The 25,511-nt window shown below is 61.6% G+C and carries 22 protein-coding genes; 5 read left to right on the top strand and 17 right to left on the bottom strand.

Annotation, left to right across the window (positions count from 1 at the left end; translation table 11 throughout):
- Positions 1-34: 34 nt before the first annotated feature.
- The 8 genes from PLAV_RS04815 to ccmI all read right to left on the bottom strand — a co-directional run bounded on the left by PLAV_RS04815 (position 35) and on the right by ccmI (position 8,884).
- The gene (locus tag PLAV_RS04815; protein ID WP_012109822.1) at positions 35-1,435 is read right to left on the bottom strand and encodes a sensor histidine kinase; all 1,401 of its coding nucleotides are present in this window, start codon (positions 1,433-1,435) and stop codon (positions 35-37) included.
- Entirely contained in the window at positions 1,422-2,099 is a 678-nt protein-coding gene (locus PLAV_RS04810; RefSeq protein WP_012109821.1) for a response regulator transcription factor, read from the bottom strand. Before PLAV_RS04810 ends, PLAV_RS04815 begins: the two co-directional genes overlap by 14 nt.
- Positions 2,100-2,131: 32 nt before the next feature.
- Positions 2,132-3,607, bottom strand: coding sequence for a DegQ family serine endoprotease (locus PLAV_RS04805; RefSeq protein WP_012109820.1), 1,476 nt, complete (start codon positions 3,605-3,607; stop codon positions 2,132-2,134).
- Between the two features lie 152 nt (positions 3,608-3,759).
- Positions 3,760-4,233 carry a cytochrome c-type biogenesis protein gene (locus PLAV_RS04800; protein WP_012109819.1) on the bottom strand — a complete coding sequence of 158 codons (474 nt, stop codon included), beginning with the start codon at positions 4,231-4,233 and terminating at the stop codon, positions 3,760-3,762.
- Positions 4,234-4,237: 4 nt separating this feature from the next.
- A complete protein-coding gene (locus PLAV_RS04795) occupies positions 4,238-6,220 on the bottom strand; it encodes a heme lyase CcmF/NrfE family subunit (RefSeq protein ID WP_012109818.1) in 1,983 nt (660 codons plus the stop codon).
- On the bottom strand, positions 6,217-6,699 hold the full coding sequence (gene ccmE, locus PLAV_RS04790) for a cytochrome c maturation protein CcmE (protein ID WP_012109817.1): 483 nt from the start codon (positions 6,697-6,699) through the stop codon (positions 6,217-6,219). The genes PLAV_RS04795 and ccmE overlap by 4 nt, the downstream gene beginning before the upstream one ends.
- A gap of 113 nt (positions 6,700-6,812) precedes the next feature.
- Entirely contained in the window at positions 6,813-7,745 is a 933-nt protein-coding gene (locus PLAV_RS04785; RefSeq protein ID WP_012109816.1) for a chitosanase, read from the bottom strand.
- A gap of 56 nt (positions 7,746-7,801) precedes the next feature.
- Positions 7,802-8,884 carry a c-type cytochrome biogenesis protein CcmI gene (ccmI, locus tag PLAV_RS04780; RefSeq protein WP_012109815.1) on the bottom strand — a complete coding sequence of 361 codons (1,083 nt, stop codon included), beginning with the start codon at positions 8,882-8,884 and terminating at the stop codon, positions 7,802-7,804.
- 149 nt (positions 8,885-9,033) lie between these two features.
- Here ccmI and PLAV_RS04775 point away from each other — a divergent pair, with 149 nt between their 5' ends.
- Entirely contained in the window at positions 9,034-11,208 is a 2,175-nt protein-coding gene (locus tag PLAV_RS04775; protein WP_012109814.1) for an acylase, read from the top strand.
- A gap of 2 nt (positions 11,209-11,210) precedes the next feature.
- On the opposite strand, the gene PLAV_RS18750 is transcribed toward PLAV_RS04775, so the two are convergent.
- Positions 11,211-13,031, bottom strand: coding sequence for a PAS domain-containing sensor histidine kinase (locus tag PLAV_RS18750; protein WP_049767714.1), 1,821 nt, complete (start codon positions 13,029-13,031; stop codon positions 11,211-11,213).
- Positions 13,032-13,248: 217 nt separating this feature from the next.
- Here PLAV_RS18750 and PLAV_RS04765 point away from each other — a divergent pair, with 217 nt between their 5' ends.
- Positions 13,249-14,472: a CaiB/BaiF CoA transferase family protein gene (locus tag PLAV_RS04765; protein WP_012109812.1), complete on the top strand. Its 1,224-nt coding sequence runs from the start codon at positions 13,249-13,251 to the stop codon at positions 14,470-14,472.
- Between the two features lie 3 nt (positions 14,473-14,475).
- The gene (locus tag PLAV_RS04760) at positions 14,476-15,492 is read left to right on the top strand and encodes a D-cysteine desulfhydrase family protein (RefSeq protein ID WP_012109811.1); all 1,017 of its coding nucleotides are present in this window, start codon (positions 14,476-14,478) and stop codon (positions 15,490-15,492) included.
- Positions 15,493-15,496: 4 nt separating this feature from the next.
- On the opposite strand, the gene PLAV_RS04755 is transcribed toward PLAV_RS04760, so the two are convergent.
- Positions 15,497-16,918 (bottom strand): hypothetical protein, encoded by a 1,422-nt coding sequence (locus PLAV_RS04755; RefSeq protein WP_012109810.1) that lies wholly within the window; start codon positions 16,916-16,918, stop codon positions 15,497-15,499.
- Between the two features lie 291 nt (positions 16,919-17,209).
- Here PLAV_RS04755 and PLAV_RS04750 point away from each other — a divergent pair, with 291 nt between their 5' ends.
- Together PLAV_RS04750 and PLAV_RS04745 are read left to right on the top strand one after the other, a co-directional pair.
- Positions 17,210-17,416: a cold-shock protein gene (locus PLAV_RS04750; RefSeq protein WP_012109809.1), complete on the top strand. Its 207-nt coding sequence runs from the start codon at positions 17,210-17,212 to the stop codon at positions 17,414-17,416.
- Positions 17,417-17,555: 139 nt separating this feature from the next.
- The gene (locus PLAV_RS04745; RefSeq protein ID WP_012109808.1) at positions 17,556-18,935 is read left to right on the top strand and encodes a YihY/virulence factor BrkB family protein; all 1,380 of its coding nucleotides are present in this window, start codon (positions 17,556-17,558) and stop codon (positions 18,933-18,935) included.
- Between the two features lie 590 nt (positions 18,936-19,525).
- Here the strand turns inward: PLAV_RS04745 and PLAV_RS04740 are convergent.
- From PLAV_RS04740 to PLAV_RS04710, 7 genes are all read right to left on the bottom strand, one after another.
- Positions 19,526-20,023 (bottom strand): RT0821/Lpp0805 family surface protein, encoded by a 498-nt coding sequence (locus PLAV_RS04740; protein WP_012109807.1) that lies wholly within the window; start codon positions 20,021-20,023, stop codon positions 19,526-19,528.
- Between the two features lie 94 nt (positions 20,024-20,117).
- On the bottom strand, positions 20,118-21,497 hold the full coding sequence (locus PLAV_RS04735) for an ATP-binding protein (RefSeq protein WP_012109806.1): 1,380 nt from the start codon (positions 21,495-21,497) through the stop codon (positions 20,118-20,120).
- Positions 21,487-22,158 (bottom strand): response regulator, encoded by a 672-nt coding sequence (locus tag PLAV_RS04730; RefSeq protein WP_012109805.1) that lies wholly within the window; start codon positions 22,156-22,158, stop codon positions 21,487-21,489. Before PLAV_RS04730 ends, PLAV_RS04735 begins: the two co-directional genes overlap by 11 nt.
- 30 nt (positions 22,159-22,188) lie before the next feature.
- Positions 22,189-22,542, bottom strand: coding sequence for a PepSY domain-containing protein (locus PLAV_RS04725; RefSeq protein ID WP_012109804.1), 354 nt, complete (start codon positions 22,540-22,542; stop codon positions 22,189-22,191).
- Between the two features lie 72 nt (positions 22,543-22,614).
- Complete coding sequence (locus tag PLAV_RS04720) at positions 22,615-23,286, bottom strand: nitroreductase (protein ID WP_012109803.1); 672 nt, start codon at positions 23,284-23,286, stop codon at positions 22,615-22,617.
- A gap of 24 nt (positions 23,287-23,310) precedes the next feature.
- Positions 23,311-24,330: an acyl-CoA dehydrogenase family protein gene (locus PLAV_RS04715; protein WP_012109802.1), complete on the bottom strand. Its 1,020-nt coding sequence runs from the start codon at positions 24,328-24,330 to the stop codon at positions 23,311-23,313.
- Positions 24,331-24,340: 10 nt separating this feature from the next.
- Positions 24,341-25,492 carry an acyl-CoA dehydrogenase family protein gene (locus tag PLAV_RS04710; protein ID WP_012109801.1) on the bottom strand — a complete coding sequence of 384 codons (1,152 nt, stop codon included), beginning with the start codon at positions 25,490-25,492 and terminating at the stop codon, positions 24,341-24,343.
- Positions 25,493-25,511 lie beyond the last annotated feature (19 nt).

Here is a 25,511-nt window from a genome sequence, read left to right as displayed (position 1 = left end):
TCCTCCGTCCAACGCGGCGGCAGGTTAGCCCAGTTCAGCGGCCTGAAACAGGCAAGAAGAGCGTGACCTTGAGGCCCGGATCATTGTGTTGAAGCTCGATGGTGCCGCCATGAAGGCGTGCGACGGCGGCGACGAGGCTGAGGCCGAGCCCGGAGCCGGGCGTATTGCGGCTTGCCTCCAGCCGGACGAAACGCTCAAGCACGTGTTTGCGTTCGCTTTCCGGGATGCCGACGCCGCGGTCCGCGACGGAGAGAAGAACGCCGCGTCCCGGCCGCTGGAGATCGCGCGTCGCGGAGACGACGATGCTGCGGTCTACATCGTGGGATTGAGGCATGCCGTGCTTTATGGCGTTGTCGAGAAGGTTTGCGAGAGCCTGAGAGAGAAGTTCCCGGTTGCCCCAAATCTGCAAGCTGTCGGGCGTTTCGATGGAAATGGAAAGATCATATTCCTCGGCGACAGGCTCGTAGAGATCGGCGGCATCGCGCAACGTCTCGCTCAAATCCACCCATGTCATCGAATCTCGGAGCGAACCCGCTTCGGCCCGCGCAATCATCAACAGTGCATTGAAGGTTCCAAGCAGGTTGTCGGCTTCGGCAATGGTTTTTTCGAGCGCCTGCTTGTAATCATCCGCGGATGCTTCCTGCATCAGCGTGACTTCCAGGCGATTTCGCAGCCGATTGAGCGGGCTCCGGAGGTCGTGGGCGATGTTGTCCGTCACCTGCCGCATGCCAATCATCAGAGCTTCGATCTGGTCCAGCATGGCGTTGAGATTTCGGCCGAGCTGGTCGAGCTCATCGCCTGTGCCTGCGATGGGCAGGCGTTGCGAAAGATCGCCCTCCATGATGTCGCGGCTCGACCTATTGATGTCGTCGACGCGCGCCAGCATGTTACGGCTCATGAAGAGACCGCCGACCAAGCCGAGCGCGACCGTGAGGCCGATCGCCCATATGAGAGCATTGGTGATGAGACTTTCGATCTCGCGCCGCTCCTGCACATCGCGGCCGACGAGGAGGTAGAAGCCTTCCTGCAGAAAGAATGCGCGGGCGCGCGCGGCCTTTATCTCGATACCGTCGAGGGTCTTTCGGTTGTAGTCGAAGTCGAACCAGCCATCCGGGCCAGGTTCCACCTGAGGGCGCGCATCGAGCGTGCCCGCGAGGACGCGGCCTGCGGGATCGAGCACCAGATAGAGGCTCTGGCCGGGATCGCGCGAGCGCTGGATGACTGTGTGGACGAGAAGCGGCAAGCCGCCCTGCCGGTATTGATCGGCGAGCCCGGCAATCTCGACTTCCACTGCCTCGTCGGTCTGCCGGGCGAGGAAGCCGGCGGTATTCCAATAGACATAGGCGAGGAGCGTGATCGCCGAAGCGGCGAACAGAGCCAGATAGATGACCGCGAGCCGGAAGGTCGAGGTCTTGAGAAGTTTAATCAGCGGCACGCAGCGAGTATCCAGCCCCACGGACCGTGTGCAAGAGCGGCTGCTCGAAGTTCTTGTCGATTTTCGCCCTGAGCCGCGAAATATGCACGTCGATCACGTTCGTTTGCGGGTCGAAATGATACTCCCATACGTTCTCGAGCAACATGGTCCGCGTGACGACTTGGCCGGCATGCTTCATCAGATACTCGAGGAGGCGAAATTCGCGCGGCTGGAGGTCGATTTCCGTGCCATCGCGGATGACCTTGCGGGCGAGCAGGTCGATTTCCAGGCTGCCGACCTGCAGCCGTGTGCGGACCTGGTCCGGATTTGCACGGCGGACCAGGACCTCGATACGGGCGAGAAGTTCCGCAAAGGCATAGGGCTTGGTCAGATAGTCATCACCGCCGGCCTTGAGCCCCTTGATCCTGTCATCGACCTCGCCCAGGGCGGAAAGGAAAAGCACCGGGGTGCGGACGCATTCCTCCCGCAGGGTCTCCACGACGCTCAGACCGTCGCGCTTGGGCAACATGCGATCAACGATCATCACGTCGAAAGTGCTGGAGAGGGCGAAGGTCAGCCCCTCTTCTCCATCCGCCGCGTGATCGACGATGTGGCCGCTTTCGCGGAGACCTTTCACGACATAGGCAGCCGCTTCAAGATCGTCTTCGATTACCAGAATGCGCATCGTCACCTTCCTCCGCCGGGGAATGCCCGGGTTCAGGATTTCTCAAGCGTCAGTGCAACGAAACGCTGCTGATTGTCGGTTCGGAGAAGAAGCAGGACCGAGTTCTTGTCGGCCTTTCCTGCTTCCGCGACGCGCGCCACCACATCGGCGGGCTCCGTCACGTCCTTGCCGGATACCTTGACGATAATGTCGCCGGGACGGACGCCCTTTTCGGCAGCATCGCTGGCGGGGTCGACGCTCTGCACCATGACGCCTTCCGGCGAGCGGGTAAGCGCAAGGCCCAGGCTCTCCGTCGTGCCGGCGGCCGGCGCCTCCCCAGTGGGCGAAGCCGCTGCGGCCGCGATCTCCTCGGGGAAGGTGCCAATCTGCGCGGAGATGTTTTTCCGCTTGCCATCGCGCCACAGGACGATCTGCGAGCGCGTATCTGGCTGCAGATCCGCAACCGTGCGGCTGACGGCACGGACGTCTTCCATTTCTTTTCCGTCAACATTGAGAATGACGTCGCCCGTCTGGATGCCGGCTTTCTTCGCGGGGCTGTCTTCCGCAACCTGTGCGACGAGCGCGCCACGGGGCTTGTCCAGGGCGAGCGTGGAGGCGACGTCCTCGTCAACCTGTTGAATGGTGACGCCGAGCCAGCCGCGCGTGACCTTTCCGTCTTCCTTCAGCTGAGCGATGACGTTCTGCGCGATCGAGGACGGAATGGCGAAGCCGATACCGACACTGCCGCCAGTGGGCGAAAAGATGGCCGTGTTGACGCCCACAACATTACCCCGGACGTCGAAGGTCGGACCGCCTGAATTTCCCTTGTTGATCGAAGCATCGATCTGAATGAAATCGTCATAGGGGCCAGCGCCTATTTCACGGCCGCGCGCGGAAACAATGCCGGTGGTGACGGTGCCTCCAAGGCCGAAGGGATTGCCGACCGCGAGCACCCAGTCTCCCACGCGCACATTGTCGGAATTGCCGAACACCACGTAAGGCAGAGGTTCCTTGCTTTCGACTTTCACAAGCGCGAGATCCGTCTTCGGATCCCGGCCGATGAGTTTCGCCTTCATCTCGCTGCCGTCGCTGCGAACGACAGTGATGTCCTTGCCGTCGCCAACGACGTGATTGTTGGTGACCACAAAGCCATCCGCGGAAATCAGAAATCCGGAGCCGAGTGCTGTAGCATGCCGGCGCGGCGGCGCGCCGTCGGGGCCCTGCTGGGGCTGCATGTCACGGAAGAATTTCTCGAAGGGGCTGCCGGGCGGGAACGGAAGATCGGGGACACCGGAGCTACGGGCGGCAACCTCCTCGTCGACACGAATGCTGACCACAGCCGGGTTCACCTTCTCGACGAGGTCGGCGAAGCTCGGGAGATTTTCCAGGGCCGTCGACGCAGGCGCGGCTGAGCGCGTGTCCAGGGGCTCCTGCGCCAAGGCGCCGGACGACCAGGCGCCGAATACGAGTGCGCCCGCCACTGCCAGCGCCAGCGTCCTCTGCCGCCCGATATTGCTTTCATTCCGCATTGCTGCACTCCCGTGTTAACTGCTGCGCCCTTCCAACGCCGCCGCCTTGAGGCGGACGCGAGAGCGGCCATGTTGGAAGAGAGGATCATGTCTTGATCCTTACCAAATCATGTCCGAACTATTACAAGACTGTAAGGCAAAAAGATGACGGATCAGCCGTTCAGTTTTCGCTCATCCATCAGTGCGGCCACGCGGGCGGCTTCCTCGGATGTAAGCGCAGGGTCTGCGCGGCGGCCACGATGCCGGTGGAGTACGAGAAAGACGGTTCCGCCACCGACCAGCAGAACCGAGAGCGGCCCGAGCCAGAGCACCCAGGTAGATGGCTTGAAACGGGGCGTCATCAAGACGAATTCGCCGTAGCGTTCGACAACATAATCGAGCACTTCCGCATTGCTGTCGCCGGCGGCGAGCCGCTGCCGGACCAGCCGGCGCAGGTCCTGGGCAAGTTCGGCGTCGGAATCGTCAATGGACTGGTTCTGGCAGACGAGACAGCGAAGTTCTTTTGACAGGTCGCGGGCGCGGGCTTCAAGCGCAGGATCGGCCAGGCGCTCCCCCGGATCGATCGCCGCATGGGCCGGCGCCGCCAGCGCAAGTACCAGAAACAGGACTGTGACCCAACGGAACATCGGCTCACTCCGCCGGTAATGGTTGCGTACGGGCCTTCGCGGCAACGGGAGCGCCGACGCGGAGGCGCCTGTCGGTCAGCGAGACGACGCCACCGAGCGCCATGATCATGCCGCCTATCCAGATCAGAGGGGCAAACGTATTGCGATAGGCGCGCACCACCCATTTGCCGTCGGCCGCCGGTTCGCCGAGCACGACATAGAGGTCGGAGATGAAATTAGTGTGGATCGCCGCCTCGGTCTTCTCCTGACGTTCCGTCGGGAAGCGGCGTTTCTCAGGCATCAGCGTCGCGACCGGCCGGCCTTCGCGCTCTACCTGCACGATGCCGACCGTGGCGACGAAATTCGGACCATCGCGCATACCGACGCGCTCGAGCGTCAAGGTGTAACCCGATAGTTCCGCGCTTTCGCCAGGGGCGAGCGAGGTGATGAGTTCGGTGCGCCATGCCGTGATACCGACGATGCCTGCAACCGCAATGCCGAGGCCGCCGTGAGCGAGCGCCATTCCCCATGCGGCGCGCGGCAGGCGGCGGGCGCGGGCAAAGCTCTCCGGCAGAGGCGTCGCAAAAAGCTTGGTGCGCCATGCGAGTTCGGACACGGCACCTGCGACGAGCCAGACGGCCAAGGCCATACCGAAGGGCGCAAGCCAGGGACCATCATGCATGACCGCGAAGGACGCCAGGCAGGCGATGAAGGCGAGGCCGGCTGCTGCGAGCAGCCGTTCCGCCGCGCCTCGAATATCGGCACGCTTCCAGCTCAGGAAAGGACCGATGGGTACGAGGCAGAGCAAGGGCACAAAAATCGGTACAAAGGTGAAATTGAAGAAGGGCGGACCGACTGTGATCTTCTGACCGGCAACCGCATCGAGCAGCAGCGGATAGAGCGTGCCGATGAAGACGGAAGCGGTGGCTGCGGCAAGCAACAGATTGTTCATCAGCAGCGCGCCTTCGCGGCTGATCGGCGCAAAGATGCCCCCTGCCTGGAGCAGCGGCGCGCGCCATGCGTAGAGTGCCAGCGACCCGCCGACGAAGAAAATGAGGATACCGAGAATGACCACACCGCGTGCCGGATCGACAGCGAAAGCGTGGACCGAGGTAAGCACGCCGGACCGGACAAGAAAGGTGCCCAGCAGCGACAGGGAGAAGGCAATGATGGCGAGGAGCACAGTCCAGCTTTTCAAAGCGCCGCGCTTTTCAGCGACGATGGCCGAATGGAGAAGCGCGGTGCCTGCAATCCAGGGCATCAAAGATGCGTTTTCAACCGGGTCCCAGAACCAGAAACCGCCCCAGCCGAGCGTGTAATAGGCCCACCATGAACCCATGGCTATGCCGATGGTGAGGGAGAGCCATGCGGCGAGGGTCCAGGGCCGGACCCAGCGCGCCCAGGCTGCATCGACCCGGCCCTCCATCAGCGCGGCGACGGCAAAGGAAAACGTCATCGAAAAGCCGACATAGCCCGCATAGAGCCAGGGTGGGTGAAAAGCCAGCGCGCGATCCTGCAACAAGGGATTGAGCCCCCTGCCCTCGAATGGCGTGGGATCGAGACGGATGAACGGATTGGACGTGAAGACGATGAAGAGAAGAAAGGCGACCGCAATCGATGCCTGCACCGCAAGAACGCGGGAGCGCAGCGTATCAGGCAGGTTCCTTCCGAACACTGCGACCATGGCGCCGAAGAGCGACAGGATAAGCACCCAGAGAACCATGGATCCTTCATGGTTTCCCCATACGCCGCTCACCTTGAAGATCATCGGCTTGGCGGAATGCGAATTGTCGTAGACGAGTTTGATCGAGAAATCGGAAACCACGAAAGCGTATACGAGGACCGCGAAGGCGAAGCCGACAAGGGCAAGCTGCAGAATGGCGGCCGGCTGTGCCACAGCCATCAGCGCTGCATCGCGCCGCTGCGCCCCGATCATCGGCACGACCATCTGCGCCAGCGACACCGCGAGCGCGAGCACCAGCGCGAAATGGCCGAGTTCAGCAATCATGGATAGCTGCCTTGCCCGTAGGTTTCCGAATGGGGGGCTTCCGCGCCTTCGCCCTGCCAATTACCGGTACGCTTCAAAGCATCGGCAACTTCAGGCGGCATATAGTATTCGTCGTGTTTCGCGAGGACGTTGTCCGCGATGAAGGCGCCCGTTCCATCCAGCGCGCCTTCGGTGACGACGCCTTGCCCCTCGCGAAACAGATCCGGCAAGACGCCCCGATAGGTCACGGGGATCGTTTCGGCGAAATCGGTAACGTTGAAGCGGATATAAGCATCGCCGAGCTGTTCCAGCGAACCCTCTTCCACCAGCCCGCCCAGACGGATGCGCTGACCGGGCTCCACGCCTCTCTCGACAACGTCGCTTGGGCTGTAGAAGTAGACGATGCTATCCCGCATCGCATAGAGCACCAGCCCGACGGCCAGAGCCAAAATGCCAAGGCTGACGGCGATAAAGGTGGCACGGCGCTGTTTGCGCGTCATGAATCCCGCTCCCGTGTCTGGCCGCAAGGCGGCCGGGCGCCTGAGATATATCCGGGGGAGACGGGCGGCGAAACCGCTAAATCGTCGCGGGGGAGCGGCGCGGCTTTCTTGCCTTAAATACCCAGCATGATGCGGGTGGCGGGGCCGGCGACCCCATCGGCAATGAGGCCATAATCCTGTTGAAAGGATTTGAGCGCCTTTTCCAGCCCTTCATCAAAGACGCCATCGCAATTGATGGCATAGCCTTCTTTCACCAGCGCCGCTTCCAGCGCGCGCACGTCGTTCCCGGTCATGCGGGGGCTGGTGAGGCGGAGATTGCGGGTGGTGACGTCAGTGGCGGAAGCGGTGACGGGCGGCCGATATCCCAATGCCGGTTCGTCGATACGAATACCGCGCACCGTCATCGGCAAGGCGAGAGACCAGTTTTTCGCGGCGATGAGCGCCTCGAACGCTTCCATGCGATAGATCGTCTTGCGCAGCAATGTATTCGAATGCATGGCGAGCCAGTTTCGCCGCTCCCTGACATAAGCGAGAGACCATGCGCGCTCGCCCGCCTTTGAGGGCTGTCCGGCTTTTGCCAGCGTGCGATCGCGAAGCGAGATCCACGATCCGTGAACGACGCTGTCATAAACGATAGCGAGGGATAGCGCTTCGGTAAGACCCAGCCGGATGGCGGAAGCAGCGGCAGGCGTCCAGTAAACACGGTCGAAGAAAGCATCCTGCGTGTCACGCATGACGGGGTCGGCGCCGGCTTCCTTCAGGAGGTTTCGGAATGTCCAGTCGCTATCGAGGCGGAGGTCGATATCGGCAAGCCGCGGAAGATAGGGCTCGCATGCACGCGCATACGCCGCACCGGGCGCTTCGCAATATGCCTTGATGAGAAGGTGGAGATTGCCGCTGCCGAGCGTCGTCTGGGCGCGGCCATAGGTCAGATGGCCGCTATCGCCGGCAAGGAGCGTAACGCGTGCATAATCGCCGCGCACCGCGCCCGTCTCGAAGATATTGACGATGGCCTTGGCGGCCTCTTTCTGAAGTTCGCTGAGCATGATCCCCACCCCGTATGAGTCGCCAGCGATCCTAGCGCAGACGAAGACGCCGGGGATTACTCAGGGAGAGCGGTTTCGGCGCTTTTCAGCTGCTCAAGCGCGGCAGGATCACCGGCAAAGGTTGCGCGGGCGGTTGCGAGCGCATCGGCCGCCCGCGCGCGCTCTCCCAGCACACCATAAGAGCGGATGAGGCGGAGCCAGCCTTCGAGATTGCGTGGGTCATCCTCCAGCCGGGCGGCGAGCCCCTCGACCATGCCGCGAATCATGGGTTCGTCTTCGGGAGAAATAGCCGGCTTGCCTTCGATTTCGGCAATGCGGATGCGAAGGCCCGCCGCCCAAGCGGCATCGTCTGGCGCGCGCGCGAGCAAAGCCTTCCAGCGGGCAAGCGCAGCGTCCCTTTCTCCGGCATCGAGTTCGGCGACGCCGAGGAAGTATTGCGCGCGCGGGTGAGCCGGATCGAGTTCGACTGCCTTTTCGAAGTCAGCTCGGGCGGCGGAACCGACAGCGTTCTCATTGGCGAACGCTCTTGCTTCTCCCCGCGCAACGAGACGATCCGCCGTCACGCCATCGATCAGCATGGCGCGCGTCCAGGCATTCGCTGCATCGTCGAAACGGCCGAGTTGCAGATAGGCTGGTGCTATCAATTCCCAGCCGCGTACATCATCGGGCTGCTCCTTCAAATGACGCTCGATGCGAACGATGAGACCTTCGAGCGGCAATTCGTCCGCCGGCGTGGCCAAGCGTTCCGCGAAGGGTTGCCCGGGAAGCCCGGGCGAACCCGCGTCGAGATAAATCGCAAGCGCAATCATCGGGATCCCGACGGCCATGGCCAGTGCCGCGCCCTTGCGCCAGCGGGGATCGGCGGCACCGGCCATGCCTCGTTCCACGGCGCGGGCCTCATCTGCCGCAAGGAGACGGCGCGATACTTCGATGCGTGCGGCATCCGCTTCCGTCTCGCCGATCACGCCCCGCTCGAGGTCGCGCGAAATCTCGGCCAGCTGGTCGCGGTAAAGCGCAACCTCGCTCTCGCCCGCCCCTTGGCGCGATGCGGCCGCGCCGGCGCGCAACGGCCGGAGCAGCAGCAGCAGCGCACCTCCGGTCAGCGCTGCGAAAGCAAGAAAAAGCAGGATATTTGCCACGGAAGCACCCTGTGTGGAAATTGAGTGCCCTGTATAGAGGCTTAGACAAGGCCCGGAAAGCGGCGGAGAGACGCAGCCTGCGGCAGACGTTGACGGCGCGGACCTTACGGCTAGTCTGCGCTCCAGCACAATTTGGAGAGGACTACCTCGTGCCGCGCATCATCAAGACAGGGTTTCTGGGTCTCGCAGGCCTCGTTCTGACGGTACTCACCGTAGTTCTGGTGCGTGGAGCGATAGAAGCCCCGGCGCCCGCCGACCCGGCCCCGATGCTCGCGCGCGCCGCGAACTACGATGCGACGATCAAACGCGACACCTGGGGCGTACCTCATATCTTCGGAAAAAGGGATGTCGATGTTGCTTTTGGCTTTGGCTTTGCCCATTCGGAGGACGATTTCGCCACCATTCAGGAAGTGGCGATCGCGACGCGCGGAGAACTAGCTTCGGTGAAGGGAGAAAGAGCGGCGATCACCGACTATCTGGTCAATCTGATGGGCGTGTGGGAAACCGTCGATGCGCGGTATGAAAGCGATCTTTCGCCGGAAGTGCGCCGGGTCATCGAAGCCTATGCCGATGGCGTCAATTACTATGCCGCCCTCCATCCCGAGGAGGCGGCTTCCGGCTTTCTGCCCCTCAACGGAAAGGACGTCGCCGCCGGCTTCATTTTCAAGACGCCCTTTTTCTACGGGCTCGACAAGGTTTTGATGGCGGTGTTCGAGGGCCGTGTCGGCAAGTCGGGCGGGCTGTCCAAGGAAGGCGTGGATGCTTTTCTGCCTACGGATGAACCCCACCCGATCGGCTCCAACGGCGTCGCCGTGAGCCCCGCCCGTTCGGCGGACGGCGCGACGCGGCTTCTCGTCAATTCGCACCAGCCATTCACAGGGCCTGTCGCATGGTACGAAGCGGTGCTCGAAAGCGACGAAGGCTGGCATGTCGCCGGCGGCTTCTTTCCAGGCTCGCCTTTCATGCTGCATGGCCATAATGCCCATCTCGGCTGGGCCAACACCGTAAACGAGCCTGATCTTGTCGATGTATATCAGCTCACACTCAAACCGGACGACGAAGACCAGTACCTGCTGGACGGCGAGTGGTGGGATTTTGAAAAGCGCATGGCGCGTATACGCGTCAAGCTCTGGGGTCCGTTCTGGTGGACGGTCGAACGCGAGGTGCTTCGCTCGGAACATGGACCGGTGTTAAAGACCCCCAATGGGGCCTACGCCGTTCGCTACGCCGGTATCGGAGAAATCCGGCAGGTGGAGCAATATTACGCGCTCGACAAGGCAACGCAGCTCAGCGAATGGATGGAGGCGATGAAGCTTCAGGCATTGCCGAGCATCAATTATCTATATGCGGATCGACAGGGGAACATCGCCTATATCTACAATGCTCAATTTCCCGACAGGAAAGAAGGCGTCGACTGGTCGGAGATTCTGCCGGGCGACGATTCATCGCTCATCTGGCGTGACTATTTGCCGTTCGACGATGTCCCGATGATCGTCAATCCGAATTCAGGCTACGTCTTCAATGCCAACAACACGCCGTTTCGCGCGACCGCAGCAAACGACAATCTGCGGCAGGAAGATTTCTCCGAGGCGCTGGGCATTCAGTCCGACATGACCAACCGCGCAAAACGGCTCGAGGAGACCTACGGCGCCGACACTTCGATCAGTGGAGAGGAATTCCGGCGCTACAAATACGATGTCAGCTACAGCGAAGACTCCCGGATGGCGGAGATCATCGATGAGGTGTTGGCGGCGGATCCGGGCGACGATGTCGACCTCAAGGAAGCGCAAGCGATCCTGCGCGCCTGGGACCGCGTGGCGAATGTCGAGAGCCGCGGCGCAGCGCTCGCCGTTCTGACGGCCGAGCCAGTGGTAACAGCAGGCATCAGTGGGCAGACGCCACCCGCGCCAATGGACACGCTGCGGACGGCAATGAACCGCCTCAAAACCCATTTCGGACGGCTTGATCCCGAATGGGGCGAAGTAAACCGTTTCCGCCGCGGAGCGGTTGACCTGCCGGTCGACGGCGCACCGGACGTACTCCGCGCGATCTACGGCACGCGCGAGGAGGACGGCACCTTGACGGCTCATGGCGGGGATACGTTCATCATGTTCGTCGAATGGGACAAGGCAGGACGGCTGACGTCGGAAAGCACGCACCAGTTCGGCTCGGCCACCCTCGACATCTCCTCACCACATTATGCGGATCAAGCGCCCCTTTTTGTCGGCAAACGGACGAAACCGGTCTTCTTTACCGCCGAGGAGCTGGGGCCGCATATCGCCGAGGAATACCGTCCCGGCAAGCGCGCGGCTGCTGCCAACTGAAATCAGACGATCGCCTGTTTCTGCTCCGCATGTCCGACAACGCGCGATAGCGGCAGATCGACATAAACGGTCGTTCCGACATCGACGGCGCTCTCGATGAAGAGCTTGCCGTCATGAAGCTCCGTCAGATGCTTGGCCAATGGAAGACCGAGGCCCGTGCCTTCATGAGCGCGTGAAAGAGAACCGTCGAGCTGCGTGAACGGCGTCAGCGCCCGCGGAATGTCTTCCGGCGCAATTCCGACGCCTTTGTCCGCAACCGATATGCGAAGCCCTTGAGTGGTCACGTTCGCCTCGACGAGAATCAAACTCCCATCCGGGCTGAACTTCACGGCATTGGACACGAGATTTATCAGCACCTGCTTCAGGGCACGTTCATCCACCAGCACAGCAAGCGGCGGCTGAGGCAACCTGCATTCGATCGCGATGTTCGCCTGCTGCGCGCGGTGGCGCACAATGCGCGTAGCGGCAGCGACGATATGATCGAGATCCGTTTCGTCCTCATGCAGCTTGAAATGACCGGCCTCGATTTTGGAAAGATCGAGAATGTCATTGATCAGGCTGAGCAAGTGAACGCCACTATCATGGATATCCTCGGCGTACTCGCGGTAGCGCGGATTGCCGACGGGACCGAACAGCTCGCGCTCCAACGCCTCGGAAAATCCGATGATGGCATTCAGCGGTGTGCGCAATTCATGGCTCATATTGGCGAGGAATTCAGATTTCGAACGGCTGGCGGCCGTCGCCTGATCGCGCGCCTCTCGCAGCGCCTCGGCTTCCTTGTGACGCACCGTTACGTCCTGTATGCCGATCAGCAGCGCACGGCGGCCGTGAAAGCTCACAACAGCAGCCGATACCAGCGCCCAAATAACCGCGCCATCGCGACGCTTCAGACAGAATTCCACCGGGGCGCCGGCACGGCCGCCGAGAACCAGACGGTCCAGGCGGGCGGGAAGGTCTTCCTCGTCGAAAAACTCGCGAACGTCGAAACCATCGGCTTCCGTTTCGTCGATACCGAAAAGCGCGAGCGCCGCCATGTTTGCCTGCATGACGCGGAAGGTCGACGGGTCCACCAGAGAGATCGGCAAGGGCGCTGCATAGAAGATGCTCTGGAAGCTTTCCTCGGTTGCGCGAACCGCCTGCTCGGCTTCTTGGCGCACTTCAACCTCACGCTTCAGTTGCTCGTAGAGCTCCTGCTGCCGCATCAGAGTGAGAAACCCGGTCCGGCGCAGACGGTTGGCGCTCCGGACCAATTCAGCGCCGATGGCATTCACCACCATGAAGAGAACACCGATCTCCAGGATCGTCAGTAGAGAGACTTCTGTGAGAAAAGGCGTTACCGCGACGAAACCGAGGCTGAGACTCGCGGACAGGGCAAGATTGACCGGCAGACGCGAAGGAACGCCGACATAGAATGCGAAAAGAATGACCACGATGCTGAGCAAAGCCGCGGCGAACTGAACCCCGCCCAGCATGAGCGAGAGCGGCGCGACAATGCAGACGATGGCTTGCGTAACGCCGGCGCATATCATGAACGCGGATCGGTTATCCGGCGTGCGGAACACTTTCAGGGCAAGAAGCGTGCTGCCGAGCGCGGCGAAGCGGGCGACGGTCAACAGGACAAAAGGCCAGCCGAAGCCCATAGCCACCAGGTCGAAGGCGGCCCAGCTGACAAAGACATAGATGGCTATGAGAAGCGCCTTCAGTCTTGAATGTGCTTCGGTCCAACTGGCGCGCAGATAGCCTGCCTCCAGCGCGGGATCGGCGAACTCGCCCGTCCAGCGATAGCTGCACTCCACCTCCGAGGCGGCCTGCACTTCGGGCACAGCCTCTCCTGTCGTGTGTTCCGATCCCGGCACGCCATCCTCTGACTTCTGCGGACGCTCACGCGCTCGCTTCCCCTACCGCCGTAGAGTAGGTGGCAAAGCCTAAATAAAATGCAAAATTTCCTCGGGCGGCCTTCCTCAATCAAGGCACGGCCCCTATCTTTGCGCGCTCTTGTCCGGTGTACGGAAATGAGACAGAGGGAAAAGGAGGAATCTCATGGTCGGGAAGAGCGAAGGGGGAAAAGGTGTTCTGTCGGGCGTGCGGGTCCTCGATTTCGGCCGCTATATCGCCGGGCCTTACTGCGCTGCTCTCTTGGGCGATCTTGGTGCGGAAGTGATCCGCATCGAGAAGCGGGAGGGCAGCGAGGACCGCTTCGTGCAACCGATCGTGCCGGAGGCGGGACCGGGCGAAGGCGGCGAAGGCGCCATGTTCCTGCAGATGAACCGGAACAAGCGAGGCCTCACACTGGACCCCATGACGGAAACAGGGCGCGGCATTGTCCGCCGCCTGGTCGCCACAGCTGATGTGGTCGTCGCCAATCTGCCGCCTTCCACACTGAAGGCGATGGGCCTTGATTATGAGAGTCTGACGGCCGTAAAGCCCGACATCATCCTGACGACAGTGTCCGCCTTCGGGCATGGTGGCCCCTATAGCGAGCGCACCGGCTTTGACGGCGTGGCGCAATCCATGGTCGGCGCCGCTTACCTGACGGGTTATCCCGAAGAGCCGGTCAAAAGCTACGCGCCCTGGGTCGATTTCGGCACCGCCTCCCTCTCGGCTTTCGGCACAATGGCAGCCCTGATGGAGCGGGCACAATCGGGGAAGGGGCAGATAGTCGAGGGATCTCTTCTTTCCACAGCGCTCGCCTATTTCAATTTTCATCTAATCGAACAGGACCTCCGGCAGACGAACCGTGTCGCCATCGGCAACCGCTCCCCTTATGCAGGACCGGCCGACATCGTGCGGACCAAAGATGGATGGATATTGGTCCAGGCGATCGGACAACCTCTTTTCAAGCGATGGGCAAGGCTGATGGGCGAAGATCACTGGCTCAGCGACCCGCGCTTCAAGGACGACCTTGCGCGCGGAGACAACGGCAAGCTGCTGTCCGAACGGACATCGCGCTGGGCCGAAACACGCACCACGGAAGAAGCACTCTCCGAACTGGAGAAAGCGCGCATTCCGGCTGGTCCAGTCTATACGCCGCAACAGGCACTTGATGACCGGCACATCGCCGCCATGGGTTATCTGCATCCGTTGGGATTTCCGGGCATGCCCAAGCCCGCCCCGATCATGGAAGCGCCGATACGCATGTCGCGCACCCCCGGAACGATCCGCGAGCGGGCGCCGGTTCTGGGCGAACATACAGAGACGATATTGGAAGATCTTGGTTATGCGCCCGACGAAATCGCCGCGTTCCGAGCTGAGGGAGTGATCTGAACGGTGACAAAGACGCCAGACGATTTTCCGCGATTTTCGCTCGCTCATCTACCGACGCCGCTCCTCGAGATGAAGCGGCTGCGTCATGCTCTCGAAAAACGTGCGAACCGTGAACTCCCTCGCCTCTTCATCAAGCGTGACGACTGCACGGGCCTGGCAAGCGGCGGCAACAAGACGCGCAAGCTCGAGTTCCTGATCGGCGAAGCCCTGGCAGCAGGCGCGGATACCATCATCACCACCGGTGCGCTGCAATCAAACCATGCGCGCCAGACGGCGGCGGCAGCGGCGGCGGCCGGGCTTTCATGCGTGCTCGTTCTCTTCGACAGCGTACCTTATCGCGGACATGCCTATCGCAGCTCCGGCAACTTGCTGCTTGACCGGCTTCTCGGAGCAGAAGTGCGCATCGAAGAAGCGGATGCCGACGCAGGCGAGGTATTCAGGAAGCTTTTCCGGGAGATCGAAGGACGCGGCGGAAAGCCTTACTTTGTGCCGGTCGGCGGATCGAGCGCCGTTGGCTCTCTTGGCTACGCCGCCGCATATCTGGAGATTGCCGATCAGCTTGAGGTGCTGAGCATTTCCAATGCTGCGCTTGTTCATGCGTCGTCGAGTGGCGGCACGCAGGCGGGACTGATTGCGGGCGCACAAATTCGGCCGAACGGACCGGCGGTCATCGGGATCAATGTCTATCGCGCCGACAACCACAGGATGGCCGAGGATATCCATGCCCTCGCCTGCAAAACGGCGGAGATACTGAATGTGCCGTTGCCGGAGCTTTCGGCGGTGACTCTGGAGGGGGGCTTTCTCGGAGAACGATACGGCATTCCAACCGAAGCCATGAAAGAGGCGGTGGAACTTACCGCACGGACGGAGGGTGTCCTTCTCGATCCCGTCTATACCGGCAAGGGAATGGCGGGATTTCTGGCAAAGGCTGTGGCAGGAGACTACGCAAAGCAGGACGCGGCCGTATTTCTGCATACGGGCGGAATGGCCGGATTATTTGCGTATGAGGGAGAATTCTGAGGCGTCAGGATCGGGTCGCAACCTGGCCGCGGCGGCGGAGTATCTCCGCCTGCTTTTCCTCACCCAGCGCCTCGTGGAAACCGGCTGCGAATTCGAGGAACAGTTCGGCATTGGCGCGCGCGGTGCCGCTCGCCACGCGAATTTCTTCCAGCAACCTGTCTTCGTAGGCTGCCAGGTATGTTTCGACCTGCTGGCGTACACTGCGGCAATGACTTTGCGCGCCCAAGGGCTCGCAAATTGGTGTGACACCTTCGACGAAACGGAGGCAAGCTTCCATGCGTGCCGCACGGCCGCTATCGGGTGCCTTGTGCAAATCCGGCTTCATGGGGCCTCCGCGCCCATATTGCCCCATCTGATGGAACGGCAAGGCACGAACGAGTTCGTTTTCGAAGCGGGACATTTCCTGCGAAACAGCTGCGGAAACACGCGCGCGCGCCGCCAGCAAACGCTGACCCCACTCGCCGTTCCGGCGCAGATCGATTTCGGCAGTGAAGCCGCGGGACAATCGCGCAAACCGGCGCACGTCTTCCAGCAGTATACCCAGGTCCGCATGACCAGGACGGAGAGCATCCGCCTTGCGCGCGATCTTTTCCATCTCTGCAAGAAGGATTTCGCCGAAGATTGCGAGGTCACAGCGGCTGATGACCATGTCGTTTCGCTGATGCGCCACTTTACGGACGAACCGCAATATCTGTGACGGCTCGGCGAGCCGGCTCATTACGGCAAACGGAATATAGAGCGCATCCGCCGGCGAGGTTTCAGCCGTCGTATCATAAAGCTCTTTCACGGATGCAAGCGTTGCGTCGTCCAGATTTTCGATCGTTCTTGGCAACATGGATTGCAGTGCGAGCATCGCCGGCGCGATTGAAAGAACGGCAGCTATTTCACGGGCATCGTCGAAGCCGCTTTCGCCACCGAGCTGTTTTTCCGCTTGTTTGCGCTGCGTGGCATCGCGGCGCGCCTCTTCTATGGCGGACCGAATGGCGGACGCCGCGGAGGCATGCATGACGGAAACGGTCGCCCCCAGCGCCACCGTGTCGCCTGTCAGCGTATGATCGACGATGCGGCGCTTCATGTCGGGTAAGGCGTCCGGCAAAAGATCGTCTTCCAGCCAGTTCCAGACACGCAGAACGGAGGCACGGGAAATGAGGCCCTGGCGGCGTTCGCCGTCTCGCCCGTCAACGAGCAAGTCCTCGAAGGGCTGACAGAACTGACGGAGGGGATCTGGCGAACCCGGCCGCTTGCCGCGAAACGAGGCGAGCAACGGCCGCAATCCGGAAAGGATCATCTCGTAAGGAAGCCCCGTGACCCCTCTAAGCCGCTCGCGCTCTAGACCGGAGGCAAGCTTCACGGCAGTCGGCGGCGGCAGTTGTGCCAGATAGCTGGCGAGCCGCTGTTTGATCGATGCTGGCGGTTCCGTCTTCATCGGCCTCAACCGGTACAACCGGGTCCATACGGCGCGCCCCCATGGACGCCGTCTCGCGCGCGCACCGGCCCTGCCGGTGTGCTTCCTTGCAAGACAAGCTAATGCGCCATGCTTAAAAATTAGTTCCGGGCACGGGAAAACCGAAGAAAACGGCTGAAACCCGGCTACGGCACTGGTTTCCGACCTTAGATTTTCGGTAGGCCGCCGGAAAATTCGATGGTAGCGTTTTTCACCGGATGCCGCGTCCGGCGGCATCCGTTCGTTACTTCTATGCGAGGCATTCAAGACACTATGGCTAGCGGAGTCGTGAAGTGGTTTAACGCCACGAAAGGTTATGGGTTCATCGCGCCGGCGGATGGCGGCAAGGACATCTTCGTCCACATTTCCGCCGTCGAGCGCGCAGGCCAGAAATCCCTGCAAGAAGGCCAGCAGATCCAGTACGAACTGGTCGAGGGGCGAAATGGTCGCTTCTCCGCCGAAAATCTGGTTCTCGGCTAAACGCTACATGCAGCAGCGCGGCATCCACCGCGCCTGAAGAAAATCAGGGCCCTCCACTTCGGTGGGGGGCCTTTTTGCTGCATGCTGTCCGAAATCCTCCCCACTGGCCGAAGCCGCAAAGCACCGCTAGCATGGCAGCATGTTCAATTCGGCTTCGCTTCTTGAGCGCGCGCATGCTCTCGTCTGGGATCAACCCCTCGCCGATCTGCCGATTTGGCAACGCGGCCTCTATGTCGCTGCCCGCATCGGCTGGGCTGTCATACGGGACCTCCTGAGCGGCGCGTTGAGCCTTCGGGCGATGAGCCTTGTCTACACAACGCTTCTGGCCATGGTGCCGGCACTTGCCATCGCATTTGCCATATTTCGCGCCTTTGGCTTCGACAGTTACGTTGAAGCCGTCCTTACGGACTTCCTTTCCCCGCTCGGCGATGAGGGAACGCAGATTACCCTGCAGATGATGGAGTTCGTGAACCGGGTAAACGTCAACATTCTCGGCACCGTCGGCTTCGCATTCCTGCTCTATACGGTGGTTTCGCTGATCAACAAGGTGGAAGCCGCGTTCAACAGTATCTGGCGGGTCGAAGCGAGCCGCTCCCTGGCAAGACAGTTCACCGAGATCGTGAGCATGAGCGTCCTCGGCCCTTTGCTGGTGCTGACCGTGTTCGGCATCATGGCGGGCGCCCTGTCCAATTCCGCCATTGGCGGCCTCGCGGACAACTGGCTGATCAGCTACATCATCGAGCAATCGAGCCGGCTGGTTCCCTACGCCATTGTGATCGCCGCCTTCACCTTCATCTACCGGATGATCCCGAATACGCGGGTGCAGATGGATGCGGCTTTGGTGGGCGGCCTCGTCGCCGGCGTGACCTGGGGTGCCGCCGGGTGGACCTTTGCAACTTTCGTGGTGAAGTCGGCCCAGTACGTTGCAATCTATTCGGCGTTCGCCAGCCTCGTCTTCTTCATGATCTGGCTATACGCCGCCTGGATCATTCTGCTCGGCGGCTGCTCGATCGCCTTCTACTATCAGAACCGCGCCTATCTATCGCCCTATGCCGGGGTCAGCCTGCTTACGCTGCGCCAGTGCGACCGAATGGCGGTACAGGCTTTGCTGCTCGTCCATGACGCCTTTGAACGGGGACAAACGCCCTGGACCGAAGAAGCTCTCGCGCGGCGGCTGCATGTGCCCATGGAGGCGATGGCGGAAATTTCCGGCGCCTTGTGCGAGGCAGGGCTGTTGACCTTCGCGGCCGGCACGCCGAGCAAATTCGTCCCGACACGACCGGCGGACAAGACCTGTGTCGCCGATGTGCTCGCTGCCGTCCGCAAGAAGCGGTTCAGCCGCAGCGTTACAGACGATACTCTCGCTCACGAACCTCGTGTCGAAGCGCTGTTCGAAAAAATGGACGAGCAGCAGGCGAGGCTCGTGGACCCGGTCACAATTGCGTCACTGATGGCGGCGGACGAAGCCGCGCCCGAGGTCGATGCTGGCGCCAAATCGTCCGCAACTCTCATACGTTAACCGTTTGATTCGTCCTTCGGTTGAGCCCAGCACTGCAAATGGGAGCTACAAAACATTGTTCAGCGAAATGCATGGCGAAGCCGGAGCTTCAAAAAAGCCCGGAATTGCAGACACCCGCACCGCTGCATGCAGTATGCGCGGGTTCAGCGCATACATTTTCTTGACGTCGGCGCTCGGGGGATTCACGCTGGAGATCCTTGGTTCAAACAATTGAAAGGAGGTGATCCGATGTCTAACGGTCTTGTGACGCCGTTTGCCATCGCCGAAGTTTCGATCTCATCAGAGGGTCGTGTGGCGAGGCAGTTTAGGTTGGACACTTCCAGAGACCTTTCTGCCTGAGCCTTACCTTAACCGCCGTGACGGCTTTTCCGGCGCGGCGGCTCTGAGAGCGAACAGATGGACGCAAACGGGGCGGTCCCGCAGACAATATAAAGCAGACCGTGTCGCTGCCGTTTCGAACTGGCCGCCGTTTTCCTTCCGGAGAGCGGCGGCCTTTTCACGTCCGAAAACAAGTGGCCTCACCCAATGCTGCTCGGGGCACGAGTTGACACAGGGTGAGGCCGAACGGCTTCACAGCCGTTCATTCGCATTTAGTTGCGTATCTGCCAGCTTCCATCGGGCTGACGGCAGGCGGTGCCATAGGCGCTTTCAGGACGGCCGCCGACATAAACGGTCTGAGAGTATTCGCGGCAATAAGCTCCGGCGGTCTGATAAGAGCGTCCGGGTTCAACATAGCCGTAGTTGCCGCTATCCGGATTGCGCCACTGCGTCGTCTGGCCGGTCTGGAAGGCGCCGTACGACGCGTTCTGGAGATAGGCCTGGTCGGCGCGGTCGAGGCTGCGGCCGATATTGTTGCCGACCAGCGCACCGACGAGAACGCCAGCGCCGGTCGCCCATAGACGGCCAGAGCCGCCGCCAATCTGAGACCCGGCGAGACCGCCCGCGACGGCACCGGCCAGCGTTCCGACATTCTGCTTCGGACCACCGCCGAAGCCTGCGCCGCCGCCATATCCATAGGGACTGCCGGTCTGGCAACCCGCCAGGGCGATCGCAAGAGCGCCTACAATCAGAGTGCTTTTGATCTTCATGACACGTACCCCAAATCCTGTTTGGTTGAACCGATGGTCACGAAGATAAGGGGCGGTCGTTGAGCGAGCTCTGAATGGGCCGTTCATCCAGCGTTCACGTTCGGGCGGCCGACGCCGGCAAATATAGATCCGCCTTCAGGCCGCCTAGGGGCGAGGTTTCAAGCCTCAATTCGCCGCCGTAGAGGTCGGCGATCTCGGTGACAATGGAGAGCCCGAGACCGGAGCCGGGTTTCGTTTCATCGAGCCGGGTACCGCGTTTGAGCGCCATCATGCGCGCGTCCTCCGGCAGGCCCGGGCCGTCATCTTCCACCCGCAGCAGAAGCAGAGGCCGTCCTTTGCGCGTGGTGCCGTCGCTGACGACCGTCAGCCGGACCTTGGTGTTCGCCCATTTGCAGGCATTGTCGAGCAGGTTGCCCGCAACTTCCTCCAGGTCCTGCGCCTCGCCACGAAAGCCTGCGTCCTCGGGACAATCGATCTCGATAGAAATGTCTCTTTCGGCATAGATGCGCTCCAGCGCGCGAACGATCCGCGTCAATACCGGGGCAACCGGTGTATGGGCGCCAAGCACGTTGGCTGATGCCGCCATGCGCGCGCGCGCAAGATGATGATCGATCTGCTCGCGCATTTGCAAAGCCATGCGGCTGACGGTTTCGCCGAAGGGATCGTCGCGGCTTCTCGCTTCATTCGTCAGAACGCTCAGGGGCGTTTTCAACGCGTGGGCCAGATTGCCCACATGGGTGCGTGCCCGCTCCAGTACTTCGCGATTGCCTTCAAGAAGGCCGTTGAGTTCCGCCGCGAGCGGTTCGATTTCGAGCGGGAATTCTCCCTCGAGTTTCGTCGCGCGGCCCGACCGGATCTGCGCGAGTGAGTGGCGTACCCGTTCGAGCGGGCGCAGGCCGAAGCGCACCTGGATTAGCAGCGCGACGAGAAGACCGGCGCCCATCGCCGCCATGGCCACGAAAAGCCAGGTGTTGAATCCTTGAATTTCGACGTCCATTTCGGCGCGGTCCCCCGCTACCGCAAATGATACCGGCACGTCATAGCCCGGCAGCGTCACGCGCCGCTCAACGACGCGCAGAGGCTGGTTCTCGGGACCGATCGTGTCGAAAATCTTGAGACCAATCCGGTTGCGCTCCGTCCGTTCGGCGGGCGTGAGATCAAGCGATTGATCGAACAGCGAACGGGAGCGCAGCGCCGGCCGCGCGGCCACGGGCCAGATCTGCCAATACCAACCGGAATAAGCGAGGTCGAACCGTGTCTCGGACAATGCGCGCGAACGGTCGATGTTGCCGTCTTCACCTATTTCTGTCGTGGCAATGAGGCTGTGCAGAAGCACATTGAGGCGCGCGTCGAAGCTGTTTTCCACCGAATTGCGGAAGATCGTGGAAAGGACAAGGCCGCCGGTCAGAAGCGCGATGGCGCTCCAGAGCGCGGCGCCGGCGATCAGCCGGAATGCGAGGCTGTCAGACCGCATCTTCAGGTGCCGCCAGCCGGTAGCCCAGACCGCGTACGGTTTCGATCACGTCCTTGCCGAGCTTACGGCGGAGCCGTCCGACAAAGACCTCGATTGTATTGGAATCGCGATCGAAATCCTGGTCGTAGAGATGTTCAACGAGTTCCGTTCGCGAAATCACCCGGCCCTGATGGTGCATCATGTAGGAAAGAAGCCGGTATTCGAGGGAGGTGAGCTTTATCGCGCGGCCGTTCACAGTGACGCGGGAGCTGCGTGTATCGACCCGAACGGGGCCGCATTCCAGTTCGCTGGAGGCATGTCCCGTAGCGCGTCTGAGCAAGGCCCGCAGGCGCGCCAGAACTTCCTCCATGAAAAACGGCTTCGCTACGTAATCGTCCGCGCCCGCGTCGAACCCGGCAACCTTGTCGCTCCAGCGGTCGCGTGCTGTGAGGATCAGCACAGGCATGACGCGCCCGTCGCGGCGCCATTTTTCCAGCACCGTTACGCCGTCCATTTCCGGCAGGCCGAGGTCGAGAACGACAGCGTCATAGGGCTCTGTATCACCGAGATAATGCCCCTCCTCGCCGTCCTTCGCGCTGTCCACCACATATCCGGCGTCCTCAAGCGCGCTGACAAGCTGCCGATTGAGATCGGGATCGTCTTCGACAACCAAGAGCCGCATACCCCTCTCCGTCCCTTTCGAACGCCTCTTCTATCTCGCACCCGTGACGCGGCCGGATGCCGCATCCACCGTCACAACGACCACCCGGCTATCTGCCGTCATGATCTTCACGTAGTAGGCATTGCCGCCAAAACTCATATCGAGAAACCGGCCGGGATAGCGCGACAGCGCCGCCTGTTTCGCCTGGCCGGGTGAGATCACCTGTCCCGAGCGGACGGCATCGCGGGCGCTGTCCTGCTCGGAGCGATGCCATTGGGCTTCCTGCAGCAACTCATTTGTCCCCGGTGCTGGAACGAGTGTAGCCGCATGCCCCGGCGATTGCCCGATAAAGAACAGGGCGGCGGCGGCAATCGTCAGGGCGATCCATGTGCGTTTCTGCGTCATGGCTTCTTTCCTAAGTCATCGACGCTGAACCCCGGATGAACGGAGTTTGCCGTCCCCCGTCCGCCGGCCCGCTCAAAACCCGCTGAATGTCGCGAACTCCTCCAGGGGAGCACGGTCCGTCCGCAATTGATTAATGGCAGCGCTCTCATCCATATAGCCCAGTCCCAGTCCACAGAAGAGCATAAGCTCTTCCGGGATGCCGACAAACTCCGAGACAGTCTTGTGCCAGATGGCCCAGGCTTCCTGGGGACATGTGTGCAGGCCATGCTCGCGCGCTGCAAGCATCACCGATTGGATGAACATTCCGAGGTCGGACCACTGGCCGAGCCCCATCTGCCGGTCGATTGCGAAAAATATTCCGACGGGCGCATCGAAGAAGCGGAAATTACGGGCGAACTGCTGGAGCCGCCCCGTCTTGTCCTCACGCGTGACGTTGATCGTCGCATACATGTCCTCGCCGCATTTGAACCGGCGTCCCTTGTAAGGTTCCTTCAGGCCCTTGGGATAGATGTCGTACTCGGTGCCCTCGCCGAACGGTGCCGTCTGCTGCTTCTCGGCAATGATGGCGAGAAACTCCTTCAGCCTCTCCCCGCCGACGACATAGGCATGCCATGGCTGCAGATTGCCGCCCGACGGTGCATACTTCGCCTCTTCGAGAATTTTCCGGACCGTCTCTTCCGGCACCGGCGTGTCTAGAAAGGCCCGGCAGGTGATACGGCTCTTCAAAGCTTCCGAAACTTTCATCTTCGTCTCTTTCTCTAAGTTGAATTATCTGGCAGTTGTGTAAGGCCATAATGCGTCGGCACCGCGCGAAATAGTCTCGCGGCCAAGCCGCTCGGCCCATTCCGCGCCCGCGCCGAATTCCGCCCGCCACGACCAGAGCCGCCGTGTCGCGAAATGAAGCCCGTGTTCATATGTAAAGCCGATAGCCCCATGCACCTGATGAGCAATCGAGGTCGCGATGCTCGATGCATCGTCAGTGCGAATTTTCGCCACCGCGATTTCGAAGGCTGCCTCGCTCCCGCGCTTGTCCAGTTGCGCGCATGCATAATCCGCGGCGATGCCTGAGGCGGCGGCCTGTGTCGACAAAACCGCGAGTTGCTGCTGGATCGCCTGGAACTTGCCGATGGGCTTTCCAAACTGCGTGCGTTCGTTGGCATAGGCGACCGACTGCGAGGAGAGATAGCCGAGCGCGCCCGCCATCTGGCAGGACCTTATCAGCGCCCCATAAAGCATCAGCGCATCGCGCGGCAGCTCCGCCGGCTTGGCTACAGCGGCGGCAGCCTCCAGCGTCACGCGGTCGCGCGGTTCGCGCGCAACATTGATGCCCGGCTCTATCGCCGCCCCCGCCAACGGAACGAGTGCAACCGCATCGCCCAGCACAGCCACGCCGTAGCTCGCACTACGTCCCCACGGGACGCCCTCCGCCCTGCCGGAAAGCGTGCCACCCTGCAGTTTGAAATCGCCATCGAGCAACGTCACCACACCATCGGGAATGCCGATGCCCGCCTCGGCCAGCAGCCAGTTCGCGAGAACCGCTTCGGCGAGCGGCACGGGCGCAACATGTTCACCTGCCGCCTTCAGCACGATGGCCGCGTCCGCCCAGGTAGCACCCGCGCCACCTTGCGCTTCCGGCACGAGGACTCGCGTCAGCCCGTTCGTTTCGATTTCATTCCACAGCGCATCGGGCCACTCGCCCTCCTCCGCCTTCTGAACAAGGTCCTTCGTCACGCGCTCCGAGAGAAGCCCGTTCACGCTGTCGGAGAGGATCGTCTGCAATTCGTTCATCTCATTCTCCTCAGCGAAGTCCAAGCCCGCGGGCGATAATGCCGCGCAGGATTTCGCGTGTGCCGCCGCGCAGCGAGAAGGACGGTACGGTCTGGGTCAGATAGCCGAGCACCTCCTCATAGTCGCTCCCCTCGCCAATCGTCGGCGCCACGCCCAGAAGTTCATGTGCACGTACCGGCATGTCCTGTTCGAAGATCGCGCCAAGATCCTTCACGACCGAAGCCTCAAGCGCCGGGTTCTCGCCCTTCTCCAGCATGCCTGCGACCGAGAGAGACATCTGACGGAGTGTCACGAGATGTGCGACGAGACGGCCGATTTCTCGTGCGCCTGTTTCGCCGCCGCGCTTCTCAAGTTCGCGGATCATTTCGACCATGAGAATGAAGCTCGACAGATAGCGTTCCGGGCCCGACCGCTCGAAGGCGAGTTCCGCCGTCACCTGGCCCCAGCCGCCGCCTTCCGTGCCAACCATCATGTCGTCTGGAACGAAGGCGTCCTGAAAAACGACCTCGTTGAAATGCGCGTTGCCCGCCAGGTCCTTGATCGGCCGGATCGTGATGCCGTCGGTATTTTTGAGGTCGACCAGAAACTGCGTCAGTCCGGCATGCTTGTTCTGCGGGTCGAGATTGGTACGAAAGAGGCCGATCATGTAGTGCGCGGTATGCGCGCCGGAGGTCCACAGTTTGGTGCCGTTGACCTTGTATCCGCCATCGACCTTGTCGGCCCGGGTACGCGTTGCCGCGAGGTCGGACCCCGAATCCGGCTCCGACATGCCGATGCAGAAATAGCATTCGCCCTTCGCCACACGCGGCAGGATTTTCTGTCGTTGCGCTTCCGTGCCGAAGCGCAGCAGCAGCGGGCCGGATTGCCGGTCGCCGATCCAGTGCGCACCCACCGGTGCACCGGCGGCCAGCATTTCCTCCAGCATCACATAGCGGTCGAAGAAGCTCCGCTCATGCCCGCCATATTGCTTCGGCCAGGTCATGCCGATCCAGCCTTTCGCCCCCATCTTGCGGCTGAATTCGGGGTCCGAACCCGACCAGGTTTGCGCCCGTTTCACCAACGGAATGCGCGGCAGTTCCTCCGCCAGAAAGGCGCGAATTTCTTCGCGGAGCCCTTTCGTCTCGCCCGGCAGTTCGCAAAGGTCGAACCGGAATGGCTGCATTCTTGTCTCCCAACTCACT

The sequence above is a fragment of the Parvibaculum lavamentivorans DS-1 genome (assembly GCF_000017565.1).
Classification (GTDB): domain Bacteria; phylum Pseudomonadota; class Alphaproteobacteria; order Parvibaculales; family Parvibaculaceae; genus Parvibaculum; species Parvibaculum lavamentivorans.
Note: the sequence above shows the minus strand (reverse complement) of the source record. Positions and strands in the feature narration are given on the sequence as shown.